This is a genomic window from Corallococcus carmarthensis, assembly GCF_003611695.1.
Lineage (GTDB): Bacteria > Myxococcota > Myxococcia > Myxococcales > Myxococcaceae > Corallococcus > Corallococcus carmarthensis.
Genome location: NZ_RAWE01000037.1, coordinates 13677 through 35574, shown reverse-complemented (window position 1 = coordinate 35574; position 21898 = coordinate 13677). Strand labels below are relative to the sequence as shown.

The window sequence follows — 21898 nt, the reverse complement described above, 5'->3', positions numbered from 1 at the left end:
GAAGTGGATCCCCTCAGGTGGCGTCCGGCCCGGGGCCGCACTCCGGCAGGTCGAAGGAGAAGCGGGTGCCGGCGCCGGGGGCGGTGGTGAAGCGCAGGGTGCCGCCCATGCGGGCCACCAGCCCGTGGGCGATGCTCAGCCCCAGGCCGGTGCCGGGGCGCTTGCGGGTGTCGGACGCGTCCGCCTGGGCGAACTTCTGGAAGACGCGGGACTGGAAGGCCTCCGGGATGCCCGGGCCATGGTCCTGCACCCCCACGCGCAGTGCGCCCGCCTCGCGGGTGAGGAACAGGGTGACGCGCTCGCCCTGGGGGGAGAACTTGATGGCGTTGGACAGGAGGTTCGCCAGCACCTGGATGAAGCGGTCCTCGTCCACGCGGGCGCGGGCGTCGGGGATGTCCACGACGGCCTCCAGGCGCACGCCGTATTCGTCCGCGTAGCCCTGGTGGGCCTGGAGCGCCTGGGCCAGCAGCGGCGCGACGTCCGTGGGGGCCAGGTTCAGGTCCAGCCGGCCGGACTCCATCTTCTCCAGGTCCAGGATGTCGTTGATGAGGCGCAGCAGCCGTTCGCTGTTCTTGTGGGCGATGCCCACCATCTGGGCCACCTGCGAGTCCAGCGGACCGGCGATGCCTCCACAGAGCAGGCCCAGCGAGCCGCGGATGGAGGTGAGCGGCGTGCGCAGCTCGTGGCTCACGGTGGAGATGAACTCGTTCTTCATCCGCTCCACGCGGTGGCGCTCCTCCTCCAGCAGGCGGGCCTGGGTGACGTCGCGGGCGACGGCGTAGAGCAGCCCCTCCTCCGGGTCCGGCACGGCGTTCCACTGGAGCCAGCGCCAGGAGCCGTCACGGCAGCGGGCGCGGTGCTCGAACTGGAGGACGGGGGCGCCTTCCAGGGCGCGGGCCAGGTGCTTGGAGGTGGCGGCGCGGTCCTCCTCCAGGGCCAGGTCCACCAGGGACGTGCTGTAGAGCTCCGCGTCGGAGAAGCCGAGGGTGCGGCTCCAGGCCCGGGACAGGCGCAGGAAGGTGCCGTCCATGGCGGCGATGCAGAGCATGTCCACGGAGACTTCGAAGAAGCGCTCCTGCTGCTCCAGCGCGGCGCGGGCCTCGCGCTCATGCAGGGCGTTGAGCTCCACCTCCGCCCAGCCGGCCATGTCCGCGAGCGCGGCGCGGTCCGCGTCGGAGAAGTCGCGAGGCTGGGAATCGATGAGGCACAAGGTGCCCACGCGGCTGCCGTCCGCGGCGCGCAGGGGGTGGCCCGCGTAGAAGCGGACGAAGGGAGCGCCCAGCACCAGGGGGTTGTCGTGGAAGCGCGGGTCCTTCAGCGCGTCCGGCACCACGAAGGTGGAGGCGGAGAGGATGGCGTGGCCGCAGAAGGACACCTCGCGAGGCGTCTCCGTGGCGTCCAGCCCCTGGCGGGCCTTGAACCACTGGCGGTCCTCGTCGATGAGCGACACGAGCGCGATGGGCACCCGGAACAGGTGCGACGCGGCGCGCACGATGCGGTCGAAGCGCTCGTGGGCGGGCGTGTCCAGCAGACACAGCGAACGCAGCGCCTGGAGGCGCCGCGGCTCATCCGCGGGCGTCGGGGGAGGAAGCATGGCGTGCGCCCCGTGCTACCCCACTTGTCTGCCATTGGGGAGAGGGACCCGCACGAAGGCCCGGTCCCGGGTCCGGAGAGCGGGCGGGCGAACAGCGGATTGCAGTCCGGAAGGATTTGTCTGCCCTTGGCGCCGCGCCAAGGGGTGCGGCGCTTGCGACCCAGGGCCAATGGCTTCTTCCGGGACGCGGGCGCGGGGGACGGCCCGCTCCGCTCGTCGGCCGGCCACTGTTCATTCGTGCCGCGCCATCTCGTGCCCCTTCGAGCCAGGGCTGCAGCGCGTCAGCACGTTCCAGGCCCCAGTCGTCGACCACTTGCTGCCAGTCTCCACAGGCCGACAGCCCTGCTCCCCTGGCTCGACTGAAAGAACGTGACCATGAGATTCTGCGCCTGCGCCGCACTCCTGATCATCCTCTCCTCGTGCGCCACGTCGGCGCCGAGCCCAAGAGAGTTCGTGTCCCGGAACCCGAGGCTCGCCAACCTCCAGCGAGCGGCGACGCTGCCGTGGACGGACGGGGGGCGGTGCGCTGTCCGTGAGGCCTCCCAGCCTTGGCCCGTGCTGGTGGAGAAGTGCTATCGGACCCTCGACCCTGACCGGATCGAGTTCCACGACACCACGGGAAGATGCTCGGTCGCCTCAGCGGATGCCGCAGCCGTGGGGCTTGGGTTCTGCGTGCTGGCGGCTCCTGAGATCGCCGTGGGAGCCGTCATCGTGCTTGGAGGATTGGTGGTCGCCGTCGCCATCCAGGAAGCGCTGGATGCATATGAACTCCGCCATGCCTACCCCGAGGAAGCAGGGACCTCACGAGGAGCGAAGGTGTCATCCCGGGAAGCCGAAGCGCAACGCAAGCCCAAGCCGAAGCCCGAGCCAGCGGGGCAGGACTGGCAGCCCCCGGTGCCGCCTGTCCCTGTGGACCGGACGGGCCGCGCCAGTTGCGAGCCTGTTCCAGTACCTCACGCGGGCGAGGACGACCCGCATAATGAGTGCGCCGACAGGTTCCCGCCCAACCGCTATCCCGGGATGGACGTGCTCGTTGGAGGCGTGCGCTTCGATGCGCTGCAAGTCGGCGTTCGCAAGCTGTGGGAGATCAAGACCCATCAATTTGATACGTACAACGACTATGTTCGAGATCGGGAGATTGAGAAGGAAATCAAACAATTGAACAAAGAGCGGAAGGCCGCGGCGGCGTGTGGATATGGTTTCGTCATTGGGGTGAGCACCCAGGCGCACAAAGACGCGCTTCAGCGGGAGGACCGGAGCCTCAATATCGTTGTCACGGGGTGCAAACGATGACTGCCCGAAAAAGACTCGGCATCATCGTCTACGCGCCCGCGCTTGTGGGCAAAGACCGCCGCACAATTGATAGCGTTCATGGAATGGAGAAGGCGCTTCCCGGCCTGCGGCTGGAGTGGAGACTCTCCAATGGCGGGCGTCCTATCGCATTGCCGCTGCGTGATGGGTGGATCCTGGAAAAGATCGAGGATGGAGGATTCCCGATCGTGTGCAACGGAGACCAGGGCTCCCCCGTGACGGTCTGGGGAAGGGAAAGATCAGGACTCTTCAGCCCAGGTGCTCAGGACCTGTTCGAAGTGCATGCCAAACTGCCACTGGACAAGCCCGTGATCGCGTCAGCGGCGGCTGTGCTTGAGGGCGTAGCGGAAGGGGCACGTGCGCGATGGGGGGAGGCGACGCCAGACGACGCCGCCGTGGACATCGCGTATCAGACCGCCCCCACGCTGGAAGGACCCCCATCCCCACGCCGGGGATTGCCCGCCCTGAGGCTCTTCGAGCACATCCGCGCGCCCGAGATTCCCTATTACCTTGGGTGGCTGAACTACTGGTCGGCTGCCGCCGCGCAGGCCATCGGGTTCCCGGACCCCACGCGCGACGCCGAACTGCTCTCACGCGCGCGGCGCACGGAATCGGGCGGATGGGTCGTGCAGCTCACCGACGCGCCGCTCGACCTGGACAACCCCGCCCACCTGGACGCGCTCAAGCGGGCCTATGAGCGGTTCCCGGCGATTGGCGGACGTGCGCCGCCCTGACCCGATTCAGGGGCCTGGGACGCCGCTCCGGCGGCAGGAATGAGCCCCGCTGCACGAACGGCGGCGATGGTAGCCTTCCCATTCGGGAGGTTACGCATCCTTGCTCCAACCCTTCAGATTGGCTCTTCCCCTCGCGCTAACAATTGCTTGGGGAGCCGCCGCGCAGTCCCAGCCGGCCACGCGGACGCGTATTGAGCGCAAGCGCTCCGTGCTCCTCTCCAGCACGTCCACCGGACCGATGCCCGTCGTCCACGTCGCTGGAGACACGCCGACGGTGTTCCTCTTCTCCTCGCCCATCCAGAAGAAGACCCTGACCTTCGACGAGTGCCGGATCCGCGTCCTGGATGCGGGCGAACGCTCCGTCATCGTTCAGCCCGTGGCCGACCTTGGCGACGGTGAACGTCAAGAGTTCGGGGTCTTCTTCGCCGACGGCCGAGCGCCCGCACGGGCCGCCTTCGTGCTCGTGACCGACCCCGCCGAAGTGAACTCGCGGATCGACGTGCAACGCCCGGAGCCGCCGAACGGGACCTGTCCGGCGGACGCTCCCGCTCCGGTGCCGAAGCCCGAAGACTTCGTGTTGCTCGGCTACCTGGGCTCGGAGGGCGTCACGACCTCCAGAGTCCAAGACATGCTGGATACTGCGAGTGGGCTCGGTTCCGAAGCTGGCATCTCGTTTCGAGGCAAGGGCTGGATCCTCGTGGACATGACAATCACTAACGGCGCTGGCCGGCCGCCTTGGACGCCGCAGGAGGCGACATTCACGGGCCGGGCCGGCATGCCCTTGCGTGCGCGGCTCATGGTGGAGCCGAGAGGACCGATCCCCTCTGGAAGACGGGGGCGCGTGCTCGCGGTCGTGGAAGTGCCCGTGATGGATCCGAAGGCGGATCTCGTCTTCACCGTGGAGGTGCGCGGGGATGGCGGGCGCCGTCTATCGACTCCGGACGTGCGCTTCCCGAAGTCCGGAGCGGGGGCGTCCCAGTGACCCTGCATCCGACGGAAGCATCGGCCAACACCTTCATTGACGGGTGGCAGGTTTCCAAGGCGCTGGGCGGCGGCGGATTCGCATTCGTCTTTCTTGGCGAGAAGAACAGCCAGCGTCGTGCCCTCAAGGTCGCCAGGCACCGGGAGGCCAGCGGCGACCCGAAGCAGACCCACGCTCGGACCCTGCGCGAGGTGACGACGCTGCTCATGCTGGACCATCCGAACATCATCCGGCCGCGCGGTTACGGGCTCGCGGAGAGTGGGAACCTCTATCTCGCGCTCGACTATGTGGACGGCTGGACGCTCGCGGAGTGGGCCGAGCGCAAGCACCCCTCCTTTCGCGAAGTCCTTGGGGTCTTCGAGAAGATCGCCGGGGCGCTGGCCTACATGCACCGCCGGGGCATCCTGCATCGGGACCTGAAGCTGTCCAACGTGCTGATCCGGAAGAGCGACGGCGAGCCCGTCATCATCGATTTTGGATGCGCGACCCATGCGTTCGCCGAGGACCTGACGGATGGCGGCTTGCCTCCGGGGACGGAACGCTACCGGGCCCCCGAGCAGTTCCAGTTCATGCAGGACCACAAGGACGAGCCCCGAGCCCGCTACGCCTCCCGGGTGGCTGACGAGATCTTCGCGTTGGGCGTCATGCTCCATGAGCTGCTGACCGACCCTCGACCGACGGAGTTTCGCGCGCGCTTCGACCTGAACAGCCGCGTCTTCGTGCCGCCAGCTCCCCGAGCGATGAATCCTCGCGTCCCTGAAGGGGTGAGTGACCTCGCGCTGACCCTGCTGTCACGAGAGCCTGCGCGGCGTCCGGTTGACACCGAGGCGCTCCGCCGCGAGCTGGCGGAGCTCCGGCAGCAGACCGCCGCCGAATACGACGTGCCTGTGCACCGCCCCTCGGAACAGCACCCGGCGGAGCCGGCGCATGGGGGGCCTCCCGCGGCGTTGCCGCTGCAACCCACTCCCGTTCCCCTCAAGCGGCCGGGCGCCCTCCTGGAGCGTCCGCGCCGGCGGTCGTGGTGGCCCGCGGGCATCGCCGTCCTCGTCGCGCTCGGGGTTGTCGCGGGCCTCTGGAACGAGTCGCGCATTGCCGCGAGCCCACCTCCTCCCAGCCCCAACCGGTCCGTACCTGGGAGGACTGCGCCTCCTGATATGTCACCCCCCAGCCGCTCACCCGTGGCTCCCCCGGGGCCTGCAATCGACGCAACACAGAAGGAAGGATCCGCCTTGAAGACCCCCGCACCCGAAGGTCCGTCCCAGGGACGCACGCCCCGCCTGAAGAAGAAGCCCGCCGCCGTCGTCGAGTGCGCGGCGCTGTCGCTCGTCGCGGCGCTGGCGGCGGGGTGTCCCGGTGCGCAGCTCCGGCCCGAGTCCTTCACCTGCCCGGCAGAAGCGGAAGAGGCGATGCGCGAGCAGCTTCACTGGTCGCGCTTCGACAGGTTCTCGCTCCAGCTTGATGACCGACACTCGCCATTTGAGGACATATGGTTCACCTCGGGGGATGACGTGGTGGGGATCCGCGTGGAAAACGAAGGATATCCAGAGATGATGGCGCTCGCCCCTGCCGGCACACGCTTCTACGGCAAGGCCTATTACCTGTCGGACAAGATGGGCCGCGTGAACGGGCCGGCGCTCGTCGTCCGGTATGACCGCGTGAAGCTCCCGGGGCAGGACGAATACCCCATCTGCTTCGTGGTCGAGAGCCGGGCCCAGGCATTCAAGGACGGCAAGGTGAAAGCGCGCAACAGCAACACCGGGTTCGTGGTGGACCGCTGGCCCTGAGCCCCAGGTGGCGACGTGTTGGGTAGGTGCTTGATTCCGGCCGTCCCGCGCCAATCCCGACAGGACCCTGTAGGGTCGTTCCCTCGTTGCCCATCTCCCAGGTAGCGTTCGCCGTGAAGCGTTGGCGTCGGGCCCGCGCGAACGTGAGGAGGGCAGAGCGTGCCGGCAATCGAGTTCAAGGTTCCACGAGGGGCGATTCTCTTCGTGAAGGACGGCTTCCAGTACGAGTTCCGCGAGGACCTGGGAGAGGCCCATCACGGGCTGAGCCTGCTGCTCGCCCGGCGCCGCACGCTGGAGGGCGCCATCCGGGGGAAGGTGCTGCTCAAGGCGGTGGGGCGTCCCACCGTCGAGGAGGGGGCCCGCGTCAAGCGCGCACGGGCGAAGCTCGAAGAGCAGGTGCGGCTCGCGGCCTACCTTGATCACCCGAGGATTCTTCGCGTCCACGGGCTGCACAAGGGCGAAGGCGGCTGGTACGTCATCACCGACCATCCGTCCGGAAACAGCCTGAACGACCTGATCACGGTCGCCGGGGAGTGCAGGCGGTACCTGTCGCCCCTGTTCGTGCTGTACCTGGGGACGCAGGTGGCGGCGGCCCTGGAGCATGCCCACGGCGCCAGGGACGAGCAGGGAAGGCCCCTCCACATCGTTCACCGGGCGCTCGACGTGGCGCACGTCTTCGTGGATTGGCGGGGCAGCGTGGAGGTCTCCGACTTCGGGCTCGCCCTTTCAGACCTGCCCGGCCGCGTGGCGTCCACCGTGCATCGGCCGCAGGGGGATGCGTTCTACTCCTCCCCGGAGACGCTCCTGATGGGCCTCGCGGATGCGCGCTCGGACCTCTTCGCGCTCGGCAATGTCCTGCTGGAGCTGGCGACAGGAAAGAACCTCCTCGACGCCCCGGACAGCCTGACCGGAGCGGTGAAGGAAGCGCTGCCGGACAGGCAACTCGCGCGCTGCCGGCGTGCCATCAAGCGGGCCCGGTCGGCGGGAAGTCCCGCCGCGGTCCAGGACGCGATCTGGCGCGCGGCGACCTACACGCAGGCGGACCTGGATTCGCTGCTGGCACCCCTGCCGCAGGTGCTGCGCGTGGTCCTCAACCGGCTGCTTCAAAGGTCGCCCGCTGGCCGCTACCAGACGGCGCGCGAGCTGGTGGTGGACCTGCACCGCTGGCAGGGGGAGGGCAAGCTCTTCGGCCCCAAGGAGGCGGAAGCCGAGCTGCGGGAGCTGATGCGGCAGGCGGGCGAAGTGCTGGCGGAGCTGGACATTCGCGCGCCCCGGAGCGCTACGACTCCCCAGGACGCCATCAGCACGAACTAGCAGGCGAGCCTGGAAGGCCTCCGGGATGCCAGGGCCGTGATCCTATCCGCCCCTGGGGCTTCAGCTAACCCGCGCGGCGCTTCCGGCCAGGGGCCGGCGGCTTCTTCCGGGACGTCGGCGGGGACTCAGGGGCTGGCTTTGGGGGCATGACGGACACCACCGTGCGCACCACGCGCGCCACGGCCTTGAGCTGGCGGGGCTCCAGTTCACGCAGCGTGCGCACCAGGCGCCGCAGCTCCAGCGAGTCCTCCTGGCGCGGCGTGGCCCGGGGCGACACCGGAGAGGGGCCAGGCCCCACGCCCAGGAGCGCGTCCGCGGACACGGACAGCACGTCGCACAGCCGCCGCAGGTTCTGGGCGCGGGGCAGCATCTTGCCGCGCTCCATGCGGCTGTAGACCTCCATGGCGATGCCCACGCGGTCCGCCACGTCCGCCTGCGTGAGTCCCAACCGCAGCCGCGCGTCACGGGCGGCCGCGCCAAACACCGTGTTCAGATTTCCATTCACCTGGGAGGGCACCCCCAAAACCTTGCATCTCTCCCCCAGGGCGCAAGTTTTCGGGGCCGTGGCGCCCGTGGGCTCAGCGGTCCCGCAGCGCGAGCGCTCCCTGGATGATGAGCCCCATGGCCTTCAGGTCCTCTTCATCCAGGGGCCTCAACGCGCGCACCAGCCGGCGCAGGGAGGGAGGGTCCTCCTCGCGGTCCGCGAGCGCCAGCGTGAGCGCTTCGTGTGGCGGCGTGGGCCCGTCCAACCCCAGGAGGGTGTCCGCGCGGATGCGCAACACCATGGACAGCCTGCGCAAGGTGGTGGAGCTGGGCAGCACCCGCCCGCGCTCCATGCGGCTGTAGACCTCCATCGCGATGCCCACCTGGCTGGCGACGTCGCCCTGGGTCAGGCCCTGCCGCTCGCGGGCCTCGCGCGCCGCCGTGCCCACCGTGATGGCCAGCTCCTCGTTCATTGCCGCTCACCACCCCTGGCCGGAGCATGTCTCCCATGAAGTCAGGCGTCCGGCATCCTACCTGACACGGCACCAATACTACCCCAAGGGGCATCCGCCATGCTATGGACCTGCCACGTCCAGTCGGCACTTTCGCGCATGCATCCTCCCAGCCACGTTCTCCCTCTCCCATTGAACTCTCCACATCCAGCATCCACTTGGCCCTCCCCGGGCGTAGGAGGCGTGACGCCATGAGCCTGGAAGGAGGACATCCGCTGCTCCTTCAGCCACAGGAGGTGGTGGGCAGCTTCCGGCTGTTGAAGCGCCTGGCCACCGGTGGCTTCGGCACCGTGTTCCTGGCGGAGACCGGGGGCTTCCACGTGGCGCTGAAGTTCGCGCTCCAGGGGCCGCAGGACGCCGAGGACGGCTCGCAGGTGGACGCGCGCACGCTCAAGGAGGTGAGCGTGCTGCACCGCATGACCCACCCCAACGTGGTGGCGCTGCGCGGCTACCACCGCTGGCCGCACCCGCGCACGGGCTACCTCTTCCTGGTCATGGACTACGTGGAGGGTCCCACGCTGTCGGACTGGGCCATGGAGGCCAAACCCACGGCGCGGCAGGTGGCGCGGCTGTTCTCCGAGCTGGCGCTGACCATGGACTTCATCCACCGCGCGGGCGTGCGCCACCGCGACATCAAGGGCAGCAACATCATCGTCCGGGCGTCGGACGCGCGGCCGGTGCTGGTGGACTTCGGCTCCAGCGACCACGCCTGCGCCCCGGCCATCACGGACGGGCGGCCCCCGCCGGGCACGCCCAGCTACCGCAGCCCGGAGCTGTTGCGCTACTGGCTGGACAACCCCGGGGGCATGTCCCGCTACGTCTATCAGCCCACGGATGACCTCTATTCATTGGGGCTGACGCTCTTCCAGGTGCTCACCGGGGACTTCCCCTATCCCCCGGGCCTGCCGGCCGCGGCGCTGCTGGGCGGAATCCAGAACATCAAGGGGCGGACGGCGCGCTCGCTCAACCCCCGCGTGCCCCGCGCCCTCAATGACATCTGTGACCGGCTGCTCCGCCAGGACGCCAGCCAGCGCTACCAGATGGGCGCGGACCTCTACGCCGACCTGAGCGCCGCGCTGGAGCGCGCTCCGGACAGCTGGGACACGCCGCTGTTCAACGCGCCGCCGCCCCAGGACGCGGTCACGGAGGAATCCGACGCGTACTTCGACGGCAACGAGGAGGGCCGCGAGCTGCGCCGCTGGGCCCGCGCCTACGAGCGGCGCGTTCCCGGCGCCCCGCCCCACTCCAGCGCGCCCACGCCTTCCGGGCCGCCGGGACCGTCGCTGGGGCTGGCCGCGCCCCTGCCCCCGCCGATGCCCTGGTGGGTGGCCCGGCGGCTGGCGTGGCGGCGGCGGTGGGAGCAGTGGCTCCGGCGTCTGGGATTGCGCCGGGGCGGGTGAACCCTGGGAGTCCCCTGCACTTCATCCAACCCTGGAGGTTTTCCCCACGACAGGGTTTGTGCTACCTGCGGGGTTGAGCGATTCCCGCTCGACCTCACAGGTTGAAAGGCAGGACATGAAGACGCCCGATACGACGACGGAGGAGATTCCCGGCGTGCCCCGCCGGCCGCGCGTGCTGTTCACGGTGGGAGGCACGGCCTTCGAGTTCGTGCGCAAGCTGGAGGTGCGCTCCACGGGGGAGCTGTTGATGCTGGCGCGGCGGCGCTACCGGGGCGGGCTGGGGGGCCCGGTGGTCATCAAGCGGCTGCGCAACCCGTCTGGCTTCGTGGAGCGGCGGCGGCTGGTGGAGGAGGTGGAGCTGACGTTCCGGCTCAACCACCCGGGCATCGCGAAGGTCTACCACCTGAAGGCGTACCGGGGCGTCCCGCACGTGGTGATGGAGTACGTGGAGGGGCGGTCGCTGGACACGGTGCTCAACCTGGTGGCCATGCGGCGCAAGCCCATGTCCCCGGCGTTCGGCGCGTGGGTCGTCTCCGAGGTGGCGGAGGCGCTGCACCACGCGCACACGCTGCGGGATGAATGGAACCGGCCGCTGGGCATCGTGCACCGGGACGTGAGCCCCCGGAACCTGCGCCTGGGCGTGCATGGCGAGGTGAAGCTCACGAACTTCACCACCGCGTTCTCCACGCTGCCGGGCCGGGAGATCACCAGCCGTCCGCTGGTGAAGGGGGACGTGGCGTACGCCTCACCGGAGGCGCTCCGGCGCGAGCCCCTGGACGCGCGAAGCGACCTCTTCTCGCTGGGGCTGGTGCTGCTGGAGGTGCTGACGGGGACGCACCCGCTGGCGCATGGGGACGACGCGGCAGCCCCGCCGCCCCCGCCGGACCTGCCGCCGGTGCAGGCGCAGGGGCCCACGTGGATGCCCCTGACGGAGGTGGCGGCGCGCATGGCGCTGGTGGGCCCCAGGGAGGTGGAGAACCTGGCGCGCGACGTGCCGGAGGGGCTGCGCGCGGTGTTGGTCCGGGCGCTGCGCCAATCCCCAGTGGACCGCTTCGGCACGGCGGCGGCGCTGGCGGCGGTGCTGCGGGAGTGGCTGCGCGACCACGCGCCCGGGTACGGACGGCAGGCCGCGGCGGAAGAGGTGGAAGAGGCGGCGAGGGAGGCCACCGGCCGGCGCAATCAGGCGGAGCTGCTGGAGGGAGGGCTGCACCCGGCGGAGCTGACCGCCGAGGAGGCCGCGATGGCGTCCGAGGCGGCGTTCGAGGCCTCGGGCGCGGAACGCCCACCGCCGTTCATGGGGGGTGATGACGTGACGCCGGACGTGAATGACGCCCCCCTGCTCGTGGAGGACTTTGACGAGTTGGGCGGACCGGACGCGGAGGCGCCGGGAGACGACTTCGAGGACGACGACGACGGCCACCAGCCGGTGTGAAGCCGCTCCGGCACAGGCTCCCTGGGACTCCCACCACCCGAGTCCCCCGGGACCAATGGGGTGCCGCTGCCGGTCCATGACTGTCTTTTCCGGATTTCATACGAGCCGCCAAGAACCAGGGTGTTTCACGAAGCTTCCGTGAGTTGCTTGATTCCTCTCACTCAGCAACCCGGTGCATCACCTTGCCGGCCCGTTCTTCCAGTTCGCGTGCCGAGAGGGCTGACGATTCCTGTCACCGCGCGGGTCCGCCGCGACTGACACGCATTCCACCCGCCAGTCAGCGCAAACCCAGACATTGACAGACTTTCACAGAAGCCAATAAAAGGCGTGACAGCATTTTCACCCGCTGGCACTGTCATTTGCGTTTCCAGCTGTAGAACAGACATGCGCCGAGGGCCGGGAGGTCCCCCCGGGTCGGCGCAGGCCTGTCCACCCCCCTGTTTTCCATGACGTCCCCCGGCCGTGCTCCCTCCGAGCGCGGCACGGGAAACGTGTCTCCGGGCTCCGGCCCAGGCACGTGAGGCCGGCGTGTGTCCGCAGTGAGCCATTGACCTTTGTCTGTCTTCTGTCCTCCCAAGGAGTGCCTTCGTGAAGAGATCATCCCCCCGTTGGTTCCGGTCGCGCGGCATGTTGGGCGCGCTGCTGCTGTCCCTGTCTTCGCCTTGGATTGCCGCGTGTAGTTCGGGCACCAGTGCGCAGGAACCCGCCGCGCCTTCCGAGCAGACGCAGTCCCAGGTCACCGTCTCCATCGGTGCCCAGGACATCTTCGCCGAGGCCGTGAAGAAGGGCCGCGTCTCCGCCCTCGCCTTCTCCTACTCCGACGTGAAGAGCATCCGCATCGACGTCTCCGAGCAGGGTGATGGCGGGCTCGTCATCTTCAAGAACTTCGACCTCTTCACCTCCGCCGGGGCGTGGACTGGAAAGCTGCCCTTCCTCCCCAAGGCCAAGGCTCTCACCTTCTTTGCCCGCGCACTCGATGCCTCCGGCAACCTCCTCTTCTCCGGCTCGCTCGATGCCACGCTGAACCTCGACTTCCAGACCGTCACCATTCCGCTGGCCCCGGCCAACAACAACGCCGTCATCTCCCTGCCCCGCATCAAGAAGATCAGCATCCCCAGCGCCTTCGCCTCCGCGCAGTCCGGCAACATCACCTTCGCGGTGGAGGCCACCAACGGCGAGGCGCTCCGCTACGCCATCACCTCCGCCGTTACGGGCAGTGGCACCTTCTCTCCGCTCAACGGCGCCATCACGTTGCAGAACACGGCGGGTGCCTTCGTCTCGCAGTACACGCCTCCCACGGTGTCCTCCGAGACGGTCTTCAGCCACACCGTCACGGTGACGAACCCCGCCGGGCACTCCATCAGCACCACCTTCACGACGAAGGTGCAGCCCCCGGAGACCACCAACGGTGTCATCGACACCTCCGTCGCAGTCCTCTTCAACCCTGTCATCAACGGCCTCAACGGCCAACGCGTCCGCGACACGCAGAACGTCATCTTCACGGCGGACGTGAGTGACGACGGGGCGCAGGAAGCCCTCACCTACGCGTGGAGCTTCACGCCCGCTTCCGGCACCACCCCGGACCCGGTGCCCGCCTTCACCGGAGCGACGAACCCCTCCACGCTCCAGAACTACGCCACCAGCTTGCAGGGCGACCTGAAGCTCGCCGTGACGGATGCCAACAACGGCACCACCACGCTCACCTACAAGCTCACCCCGGATCAGTTCCCGGACAACCCCGTCGCCGAAGGGCCGCTGGATGGAATCAACAGCATCCGCAACGGCCGGGACCATACGTGCACCCTCTTCAACAACGGCTCCGTGCGGTGCTGGGGTTACGGGGCCTACGGACAGCTGGGCTACGAGAACACCCAGAACATCGGTGACAACGAGCTGCCGTACACGGCCGGTGAGGTGAAGCTGCTCGGCAAGGCCACGAAGATCGCCATGGGTGGCAACCACTCGTGCGCGCTGATGGACACGGGCCTGGTGCGCTGCTGGGGCCTGAACAACTACGGGCAGCTCGGTTACAACAACATGGACAACCTGGGCGACGGCGAGCCGGTGGCCAGCTTCGGCTACGTCAACCTGGGCGGTCCCGCTACCCGCATCGCGGTGGGCGAGACGCACTCCTGCGCGCTGATGGCCACGGGCAAGGTGCGCTGCTGGGGCCGCAACCAGTACGGCCAGCTCGGCTACGGACACACCAACAACATCGGCGACGACGAGCAGCCCTGGACCGCGGGCGACGTGGACCTGGGCGGCGTCACCGCGACGGATGTGGTCGCGGGCAGCAACCACACCTGCGCCCTGCTCTCCAACGACAAGATGCAGTGCTGGGGCTACAACCTGGAGGGACAGCTCGGCTACGCCCACGCCAGCACCATCGGAGACAACGAGGTGCCGGGCAGCCAGCCCGCGCTCGAGCCGAGCGGTCCGGTCGCGCAGATCGCCATGGGCAACAACCACACCTGCGCCCTGCTGAAGACGGGCACCGTGCGGTGCTGGGGCGCCAATGGCAATGGCCAGCTGGGCACCGGGCAGCCCGGCGGCAACTTCCTGTTCAAGGACTCCGGCAGCATCGACCTGGGCACCGGTGCCTTGCAGGTCACGGCGGGCGTGAGCCACACCTGCGCCCTGCTCTCCACGGGAAGCGTGCGGTGCTGGGGGCAGGCCAACTTCGGCCAGATTGGCTACGGCTCCACGACGGCGCGCAACACGCCGGGCCCGGCCGTGAACCTGGACGGAGCCACCGCTTACCAGGTCGCGTCCTCCGCCTCCGGAAACCACACCTGCGTGCTGCTCTCCACGGGCAAGGCGCGCTGCTGGGGCCAGGGCAACTCCGGACAGCTTGGCTACGGCAACACCAACCACCTCGGCGACAACGAGCAGCCCTCCGCCTCGGGTGACATCCAGCTCCTGCCCCCCGCGCCGTAGTCGCTGACGCCTCCGCGGGCGCTCGCAGGACCGGGGCGCCCGCTTCCTTTCCGTCTGCAATTCCCTTCGCCTTCAGGAGTGTTCCGTGCAGAGGTCATCCCCTCGTTGGTTCCGTTCGCGCGGAATGTTGGGCGCGCTGCTGCTGTCGCTGTCGTCTCCGTGGCTCGCCGCGTGCAGCTCCGGTTCGAGCGCTCCAGAACCCTCCGCGCCTTCCGAGCAGACGCAGTCCCAGGTCACCGTCTCCATCGGCGCCCAGGACATCTTCGCCCAGGCCGTGAAGGGCCGCGTCTCCGCCTTCGCCTTCTCCTACTCCGACGTGAAGAGCATCCGCATCGACGTCTCCGAGCAGGGCGCCGGTGGGCTCGTCATCTTCAAGAACTTCGACCTCTTCACCTCCGCCGGGGCGTGGACCGGGAAGCTGCCCTTCCTCCCCAAGGCCAAGGCCCTCACCTTCTTCGCACGCGCGCTCGATGCCTCCGGCAACCCCCTCTTCTCCGGCTCGCTCGACGCCACGCTGAACCTCGACTTCGAGACCGTCATCATTCCCCTGGCACCCGCCAACAACAACGCTGTCATCTCCCTCCCTCGCATCCGAAAGATCAGCATCCCCAGTGCCTTCGCCTCTTCGCAGTCGGGCAACATCACCTTCGCGGTGGAAGCAACGAATGGCGAAGCGCTGCGCTACGCCATCACCTCCGCCGTCGCGGGCAGCGGCAGCTTCTCCCCGCTCAACGGTGCCATCACACTGCAGAACACCGCGGGCGCCTTCGTCTCCCAGTACACGCCCCCGACGGTGTCTTCCGAGACGGTCTTCTCCCATACCGTCACGGTGACCAACCCCGCTGGCCACTCCATCAGCACCACCTTCACCACCAAGGTGAAGCCTCCGGAGACGACCAACGGCGTCATCGACACCTCCGTCGCCGTCCTCTTCAACCCCGTCATCAACGGCCTCAACGGCCAACGCGTCCGCGACACGCAGAACGTCATCCTCACCGCCGACGTGAGCGACGACGGGGCGCAGGAAGCCCTCACCTACGCGTGGAGTTTCACGCCCGCCACCGGCACCACGCCGGACCCCGTGCCCGTGTTCACCGGCGCGACGAACCCCTCCACGCTCCAGAACTACACCACCGCCGTGCAGGGTGACCTGAAGCTCGCCGTGACGGACGGCAACAACGGCACCACCACGCTCACGTACAAGCTCACTCCGGATCAGTTCCCGGACAACCCCGTCGCCGAAGGACCGCTCTCCGGCATCAACAGCATCCGCGGCGGCAACGACCACACGTGTGCCTTGCTGAATGACGGCTCCGTGCGCTGCTGGGGCTACGGCGCCTTCGGTCAGCTCGGCTACGAGAGCACCCAGAACATCGGCGACAACGAGCTGCCGTACACGGCCGGTGAGGTGAAGCTGCTAGGCAAGGCCACGAAGCTGGCGGCGGGTGGCAACCACTCGTGCGTGCTGCTGGACACGGGCCTGGTGCGGTGCTGGGGCCAGAACACCTACGGACAGCTGGGCTACAACAGCACCCAGAACCTGGGCGACGGCGAGCCGGTGGCCAGCTTCGGCTACGTCAACCTGGGCGGGCCCGCCATCCGCATCGCGGTGGGCGCGGAGCACTCCTGCGCGGTGATGGCCACCGGCAAGGTGCGCTGCTGGGGCCGCAATCAGTACGGCCAGCTGGGCTACGGGAACACGAACAACATTGGTGACGACGAGCAGCCCTGGAAGGCGGGCGACGTGGACCTGGGCGGAGCCACGGCCACGGATGTCGCCGCAGGAGGCACGCACACCTGCGCCCTGCTCTCCAACGACAAGATGCTCTGCTGGGGCTACAATCTCCATGGCCAGCTCGGTCAGGCCCACACCCTCACCATTGGTGATAACGAGCTGCCGGGCGGCCAGGCCCCGTTCGATCCAGGTGGCCCGGTTTCGCAGATCACCACCGGCAGCAATCACACCTGCGCCCTGCTGAAGACGGGAACCGTGCGGTGCTGGGGCTTCAATGGCTCGTATCAACTGGGCACGGGCCAGTCCAACGGCAGCTACCTGCTCAGGGACTCGGGGAGCATCGACCTGGGCACCAGCGCGCTGCAGATCTCGACAGGCATGAGCCACACCTGCGCCCTGCTCTCCACGGGCAGCGTGCGGTGCTGGGGATTCGGCCTCTACGGCCAGACGGGCTATGGCAACTCAGCGGCGAAGTCCACGCCGGGCCCGGCCGTGGACCTGGATGGCGCCACCGCGTACCAGGTGTCCGTGTCCTCCGGAAACCACACCTGCGCGCTGCTCTCCACGGGCAAGGCGCGCTGCTGGGGCCAGGGCAACTCCGGTCAGCTCGGCTACGGCAACACCAACCACATCGGTGATACCGAGCAGCCCTCCGCCGCGGGCGACATCCAGCTACTGCCGCCCTCGCCGTAATCGATGAACCGCAGAGGACGCTCCCGCGCATGAGAAGCGTCCTCTCCGCTTTCGACGTCACGGGAGGGGTGGGCTCCGTCGTCCCCCTTCCCGCCCGCTGTCTCGCCCGACGGTGGACGTCGGGCCTCCTCTTTCGTCAACCCTGGAGTGCATCGTGAAGAGAACGTCTCCCCGCTGGTCTCGCGGCGTGCTGGGTGCGCTGCTGCTGTCCCTGTCTTCGCCTTGGATCGCCGCGTGTAGTTCCGGCACCAGTGCGCAGGAGCCCTCCGCGCCTTCCGAACAGACGCAGTCCCAGGTCACCGTCTCCATCGGCGCCCAGGACATCTTCGCCGAGGCCGTGAAGAAGGGCCGCGTCTCCGCCCTCGCCTTCTCCTACGCCGACGTGAAGAGCATCCGCATCGACGTCTCCGAGCAGGGCGCTGGCGGCCTCGTCATCTTCAAGAACTTCGACCTCTTCACCTCCGCCGGGGCATGGACCGGGAAGCTCCCCTTCCTCCCCAAGGCCAAGGCCCTCACCTTCTTCGCACGCGCGCTCGATGCCTCCGGCAACCCCCTCTTCTCCGGCACTCTCGACGCCACGCTGAACCTCGACTTCGAGACCGTCACCATCCCCCTGGCGCCCTCCACCAACGGCGCTCAAATCTCCATCCCCCGCATCCGCAAAATCAGCATCCCCAGCGCCTTCGCCTCCGCGCAGTCGGGCAACATCACCTTCTTCGTCGAGGCCAACGTCGGTGAGGCGTTGACCTACTCCATCTCCTCGTCGGCCACGGGCAGCGGCGCCTTCTCTCCCCCGAACGGCGGCATCACCCTGCTGAACACGGCGGGCGCCTTCGTCTCCCAGTACTCGCCTCCCACCGTCGCCACCGAGACGGTCTTCAGCCACACCGTCACTGCCACCAACGCGGCCGGCCACTCCATCAGCACCACCTTCACCACGAAGGTCATGCCTCCGGAGACGACCAACGGCGTCATCGACACCTCCGTCGCCGTGCTCTTCAACCCGGTCATCAACGGCCTGAACGCCCAGCGCACCGGCACCAACGTGAAGTTCAGCGCCACCGTCGCGGATGACACGCCCGAGGAGGCGCTCACCTACGCGTGGACCTTCACTCCCTCCACCGGAACCACGCCGGACCCGCTGCCGGAGTTCACGACACAGACGAACCCCACCACCCTCCAGCACTACGCCACCACGTTGCAGGGCGACCTGAAGCTCTCCGTCACCGACACCAACAACGGCACCACCACCCTCAACTACAAGCTCACGCCGGATCAGTTCCCGGACGAGCCCGTGGCCCAGGGCCCCCTCGATGGCATCAGCACCCTTCGCGGCGGCAGCAATCACACCTGCGCGATGCTGAACGACGGTTCCGTGCGCTGCTGGGGTTACGGCGCCTACGGCCAGCTCGGCTACGCGAGCACCAGCAACTGGGGCAATACCCAGGCACGGCTGCCGTACCTGGCGGGCCCGGTGGGTATCCTGGGCAAGGCCACCAAGCTGGCCACGGGGGGTGACCATTCCTGCGTCCTGCTGGATTCGGGGCTGGTGCGCTGCTGGGGACGCAATGACTTCGGGCAACTCGGTTACAACACCACGCAGAACCTGGGTGATGGCGAGGCCGTGACGGAGTTCGGCTACGTCAACCTGGGCGGCCCCGCCATCCGCCTGTCGGCTGGCAAGGACCACACCTGCGCGGTGATGGATACCGGCAAGGTCCGCTGCTGGGGCCGCAACAACGCGGGCCAGCTGGGCTACGGCCACACGGACACCATCGGCGACAACGAGCAGCCCTGGCAGGCCGGTGACGTGGACCTGGGCAACAACACCGCCACCGATGTCGCCGCGGGCGAGAACCACACCTGCGCCCTGCTCTCCACCGGACGGCTGCTGTGCTGGGGCAAGAACACCTACGGGCAGCTCGGCTATCCGCACCTCCAGGCCGTGGGCGCGTCCCTCAAGCCCGGCAGCCAGACGCCGGTGGAGCCCACCGGCCTCGTGGCCCAGGTCAGCGTGGACCGGAACGCCACCTGCGCCCTGCTGCGGTCCGGCTCCGTCGTCTGCTGGGGAAACAACTACCTGGGACAGGTGGGCTCGGGCGGAGGCGGCACCCAGATTGGCGTCTGCGAGTACAGCCAACCCTGGGCCATCACCTGCTACGTCAAGTATCTCGGCAACCCGGGCACGACGGCGGTGGACTTCGGCGGTGTCACCGCGCTGCAGGTGTCATCAGGTAACGACCACTCCTGCGCGCTGCTCTCCACGGGCGACGTGCGGTGCTGGGGAAGCAACTCCGCCTACCAGCTCGGCAACACCGGCGGCACCGCCGTCGTGCCGGCGGCCTCGGTGGAATTGGGCGGGTCCACGGCCTACCAGGTCAGCGTCGGTGACAACCACTCCTGCGCGCTGCTCTCCACCGGCAAGGCCCGTTGCTGGGGCCTGGGCAGCCAGGGCCAGCTCGGCTACGGCGCGACCACCAACGTCGCGTCCCCCACCGCCGACATCCAGCTCCTGCCCCCGACGCCGTAGGCCCTGAGCACTCGCGGGCGCCCGGCACACTCCGGGCGCCCGCTTCGCCGTCTTCCCGTGTGAGCCATGACGAAGCCCGCCGCCCTCGCGCTCCTCCTGCTGTGCATCGCCTCCGCGTGCACTGCTCCGTCATCCACGGGTGACACCGTCACGCCGGAGCCCACCGCCTCCGTCACGTTCACTGTCTCCGCGGACGCTGTCGGCTCCGAATCCCAGACACGTCGCGCGCTGGGCTTCTCCTTCGCGGACGTGACCCGCATCCGCATCGACGTGGAGGACGCGGCCAGCCACAGCGCGTTGTTCACGAACTTCGATCTGGTGCCCTCGCCCTCCGGGTGGTCCGGCACGATGCCGTCCCTGCCTCGCCACCGTTCGCTCACGTTCATCGCCCGGGCCTACAGCGGCGGCGACGTCCTCCTCTTCCAGGGCAGCACCACGCAGACGCTGGTCGCGGACCGGGAGACCGTGGCCATCACGCTCGCGCCCACCAACGACGGCGCGCCCATCACCCTGCCCCGCATCCCCCGCATCCAGATTCCTGGCGAGCTCGTCTTCGGTCAGCCCGCCACCCTCACCTTCTTCGTCGAGGCCACCTCCGGAGAAGCCCTCACGTTCACCCTCACGCCCGCGCCCGGTGGCGGCTCCTTCGTCCCCTCCAGCGGGACGTTCACGCTCACCGGCACCTCCGGCGCCTTCGTCGCCCGCTACCTGCCTCCCTTCGGCATCCCCAGCCCCACCGACTACACCCACTCGCTCACCGTCGCGAACCCGGCGGGGCACTCGGTCAGCACCACGTTCGTGACGCGTGTCCTGCCCGCGGATCAGTCCTCGGACTCGCTGGGCACGACCGTGCGAGTGCTCTTCAACCCCGTCATCCAGGGCCTGGCCGCGTCGCGCCTCGCGGGCACCTCCGACGTCGCGTGGTCCGCTTCCGTCTCCGACAACCAGCCTTCCCGCACGCTCGACTACGCGTGGAGCTTCACCCCGGACGCGCCCGTGACACCCGCCCCGGGCTTCACCACCCAGGCCAACCCCACCGTCCTCCAGCACTACGCCCCCTCGCTCCAGGGCCGCCTGTCCCTCCAGGTCACCGACGCCGCAGGAGGCCGCACCACCGCCTCCTACCGCCTGGGCGCGCAGCAGTTCCCCGACGCTCCCGTGCAGACGGGGGGCCCCACGGACGTCGCCCAGCTTCGCGCCGGGGACAGCCACACCTGCGCGCTCCTCAACGACGGCTCCGTGCGCTGCTTCGGCGGCGGCGCGCAGGGCCGGCTCGGCTACACCGGCACCGCCAACGTCGGCGATGACGAGACGCCCGCCTCCCGGGGCGCCGTGCCACTCGCCGTGGGCGAGAAGGCCGTGCAGCTCGCCACCGGCCTGGGCCACACCTGCGCCCTGCTCTCCACCGGGCGCGTGCGCTGCTGGGGCGCCAATGCCTCCGGCCAGCTGGGCCTGGGCCACTCGCGCGCCATCGGTGACGACGAGCCCATCGCCAGCGTGGGCACCGTCGACCTGGGCGGTGCCCGTGCGCTGCGCATCACCGCGGGCGCCAACCACACCTGCGCCCTGCTCACCTCCGGCGGCGTGCGCTGCTGGGGCGACAACGCCCACGGGCAGCTGGGCCTGGGCCACACCGACACCCTGGGCGACAACGAGCCACCGCCCACCACCGACGTCCCCGTCGGAGCCCCCGTGCAGGACCTGGTCGCGGGCGGCGACCACACCTGCGCCCTGCTCTTCTCCGGCCATCCGCGCTGCTGGGGCGCCAATGCCTACCGGCAACTGGGTTACAGCCGTGATGACGATGTCGGTGACACCGAGTTGCCGTCGTCAGCCGGTGACGTGGACGTGGGCGGCACCGCCGTGCAGCTCGCCCTGGGCACGAACCACACCTGCGCCCTGCTGGACACCGGCGCCCTGCGCTGCTGGGGCGCCAACGCCTTCGGCCAGGTGGGCAACGGCAACCCGGACTACGCCACGCCCCTCACCGCCGTGGCACTGGGCTCGGGCCTTCGCGCCGTCCAGGTCGCCGCCGGGGCGCAGCACACCTGTGCCCTGCTCGAGTCCAGCCAGCTCCAGTGCTGGGGCAACGGCGCCCGGGGACGGCTGGGATACGCCAACACGCGCTCCCTGTCCGCGCCCGGCACCGCCGTCATCGACGTGGGCGGAGCCCCCGCCACGTCCATCACCGCGGGCGGCCAGCACACCTGCGCCGTGCTCGCCACCGGCCGGGCGCTGTGCTGGGGCTTCAACACCTCCGGACAGCTCGGCTACGGCCACGTGCGCGCCATCGGCGATGACGAGGCACCCGCGCTCGCCGGGGGCATCCTCCTCGTGCTGCCCTGACACCGCGCACGGGAGGGCCCTGCCGCCTGGCTGCCTGCCCTCCAGGCCCTGGCGAGTGCTTCGGGAGCAGGTTGCCGGACACGGGGGTGGATGAAGAACCTCTCCCGACGG

Annotated in this window: 14 protein-coding genes; 11 read left to right on the top strand and 3 right to left on the bottom strand. The window is 69.1% G+C overall.

Annotated elements, in window-relative coordinates; all coding sequences use genetic code 11:
• Positions 1 to 13 precede the first annotated feature (13 nt).
• Entirely contained in the window at positions 14 to 1594 is a 1581-nt protein-coding gene (locus D7X32_RS13170) for a GAF domain-containing sensor histidine kinase (protein WP_120602882.1), read from the bottom strand.
• A gap of 555 nt (positions 1595 to 2149) precedes the next feature.
• Here D7X32_RS13170 and D7X32_RS13165 point away from each other — a divergent pair.
• The 5 genes from D7X32_RS13165 to D7X32_RS13145 all read left to right on the top strand — a co-directional run bounded on the left by D7X32_RS13165 (position 2150) and on the right by D7X32_RS13145 (position 7719).
• Positions 2150 to 2887 (top strand): DUF6310 domain-containing protein, encoded by a 738-nt coding sequence (locus D7X32_RS13165; RefSeq protein ID WP_341868126.1) that lies wholly within the window; start codon positions 2150 to 2152, stop codon positions 2885 to 2887.
• Complete coding sequence (locus D7X32_RS13160) at positions 2884 to 3639, top strand: DUF5953 family protein (protein ID WP_120602880.1); 756 nt, start codon at positions 2884 to 2886, stop codon at positions 3637 to 3639. Before D7X32_RS13165 ends, D7X32_RS13160 begins: the two co-directional genes overlap by 4 nt.
• A 100-nt stretch (positions 3640 to 3739) precedes the next feature.
• Positions 3740 to 4621, top strand: coding sequence for a DUF2381 family protein (locus D7X32_RS13155; RefSeq protein ID WP_120602879.1), 882 nt, complete (start codon positions 3740 to 3742; stop codon positions 4619 to 4621).
• Positions 4618 to 6405 carry a serine/threonine protein kinase gene (locus D7X32_RS13150; RefSeq protein WP_120602878.1) on the top strand — a complete coding sequence of 596 codons (1788 nt, stop codon included), beginning with the start codon at positions 4618 to 4620 and terminating at the stop codon, positions 6403 to 6405. Before D7X32_RS13155 ends, D7X32_RS13150 begins: the two co-directional genes overlap by 4 nt.
• Positions 6406 to 6564: 159 nt before the next feature.
• A complete protein-coding gene (locus tag D7X32_RS13145; RefSeq protein ID WP_120602877.1) occupies positions 6565 to 7719 on the top strand; it encodes a serine/threonine protein kinase in 1155 nt (384 codons plus the stop codon).
• A gap of 64 nt (positions 7720 to 7783) precedes the next feature.
• Here D7X32_RS13145 and D7X32_RS13140 read toward each other — a convergent pair whose 3' ends face one another.
• Both D7X32_RS13140 and D7X32_RS13135 read right to left on the bottom strand, forming a co-directional pair.
• Positions 7784 to 8224 (bottom strand): helix-turn-helix domain-containing protein, encoded by a 441-nt coding sequence (locus D7X32_RS13140; RefSeq protein ID WP_120602905.1) that lies wholly within the window; start codon positions 8222 to 8224, stop codon positions 7784 to 7786.
• A 73-nt stretch (positions 8225 to 8297) separates the two neighbouring features.
• The gene (locus D7X32_RS13135; protein ID WP_120602876.1) at positions 8298 to 8675 is read right to left on the bottom strand and encodes a helix-turn-helix domain-containing protein; all 378 of its coding nucleotides are present in this window, start codon (positions 8673 to 8675) and stop codon (positions 8298 to 8300) included.
• A gap of 230 nt (positions 8676 to 8905) precedes the next feature.
• Here D7X32_RS13135 and D7X32_RS13130 point away from each other — a divergent pair, with 230 nt between their 5' ends.
• The 6 genes from D7X32_RS13130 to D7X32_RS13105 all read left to right on the top strand — a co-directional run bounded on the left by D7X32_RS13130 (position 8906) and on the right by D7X32_RS13105 (position 21787).
• Positions 8906 to 10114 carry a serine/threonine-protein kinase gene (locus tag D7X32_RS13130; RefSeq protein WP_120602875.1) on the top strand — a complete coding sequence of 403 codons (1209 nt, stop codon included), beginning with the start codon at positions 8906 to 8908 and terminating at the stop codon, positions 10112 to 10114.
• 115 nt (positions 10115 to 10229) lie between these two features.
• On the top strand, positions 10230 to 11546 hold the full coding sequence (locus D7X32_RS13125; protein ID WP_120602874.1) for a serine/threonine-protein kinase: 1317 nt from the start codon (positions 10230 to 10232) through the stop codon (positions 11544 to 11546).
• A 588-nt stretch (positions 11547 to 12134) separates the two neighbouring features.
• Positions 12135 to 14483, top strand: a complete 2349-nt coding sequence (locus D7X32_RS13120) for an RCC1 domain-containing protein (RefSeq protein WP_244238986.1) — start codon at positions 12135 to 12137, stop codon at positions 14481 to 14483.
• Between the two features lie 124 nt (positions 14484 to 14607).
• The gene (locus D7X32_RS13115) at positions 14608 to 16911 is read left to right on the top strand and encodes an RCC1 domain-containing protein (protein WP_120602872.1); all 2304 of its coding nucleotides are present in this window, start codon (positions 14608 to 14610) and stop codon (positions 16909 to 16911) included.
• A gap of 154 nt (positions 16912 to 17065) precedes the next feature.
• Entirely contained in the window at positions 17066 to 19441 is a 2376-nt protein-coding gene (locus D7X32_RS13110) for an RCC1 domain-containing protein (RefSeq protein WP_120602871.1), read from the top strand.
• Positions 19442 to 19507: 66 nt separating this feature from the next.
• Positions 19508 to 21787: an RCC1 domain-containing protein gene (locus D7X32_RS13105; RefSeq protein WP_120602870.1), complete on the top strand. Its 2280-nt coding sequence runs from the start codon at positions 19508 to 19510 to the stop codon at positions 21785 to 21787.
• The last annotated feature ends 111 nt before the right edge of the window (positions 21788 to 21898 follow it).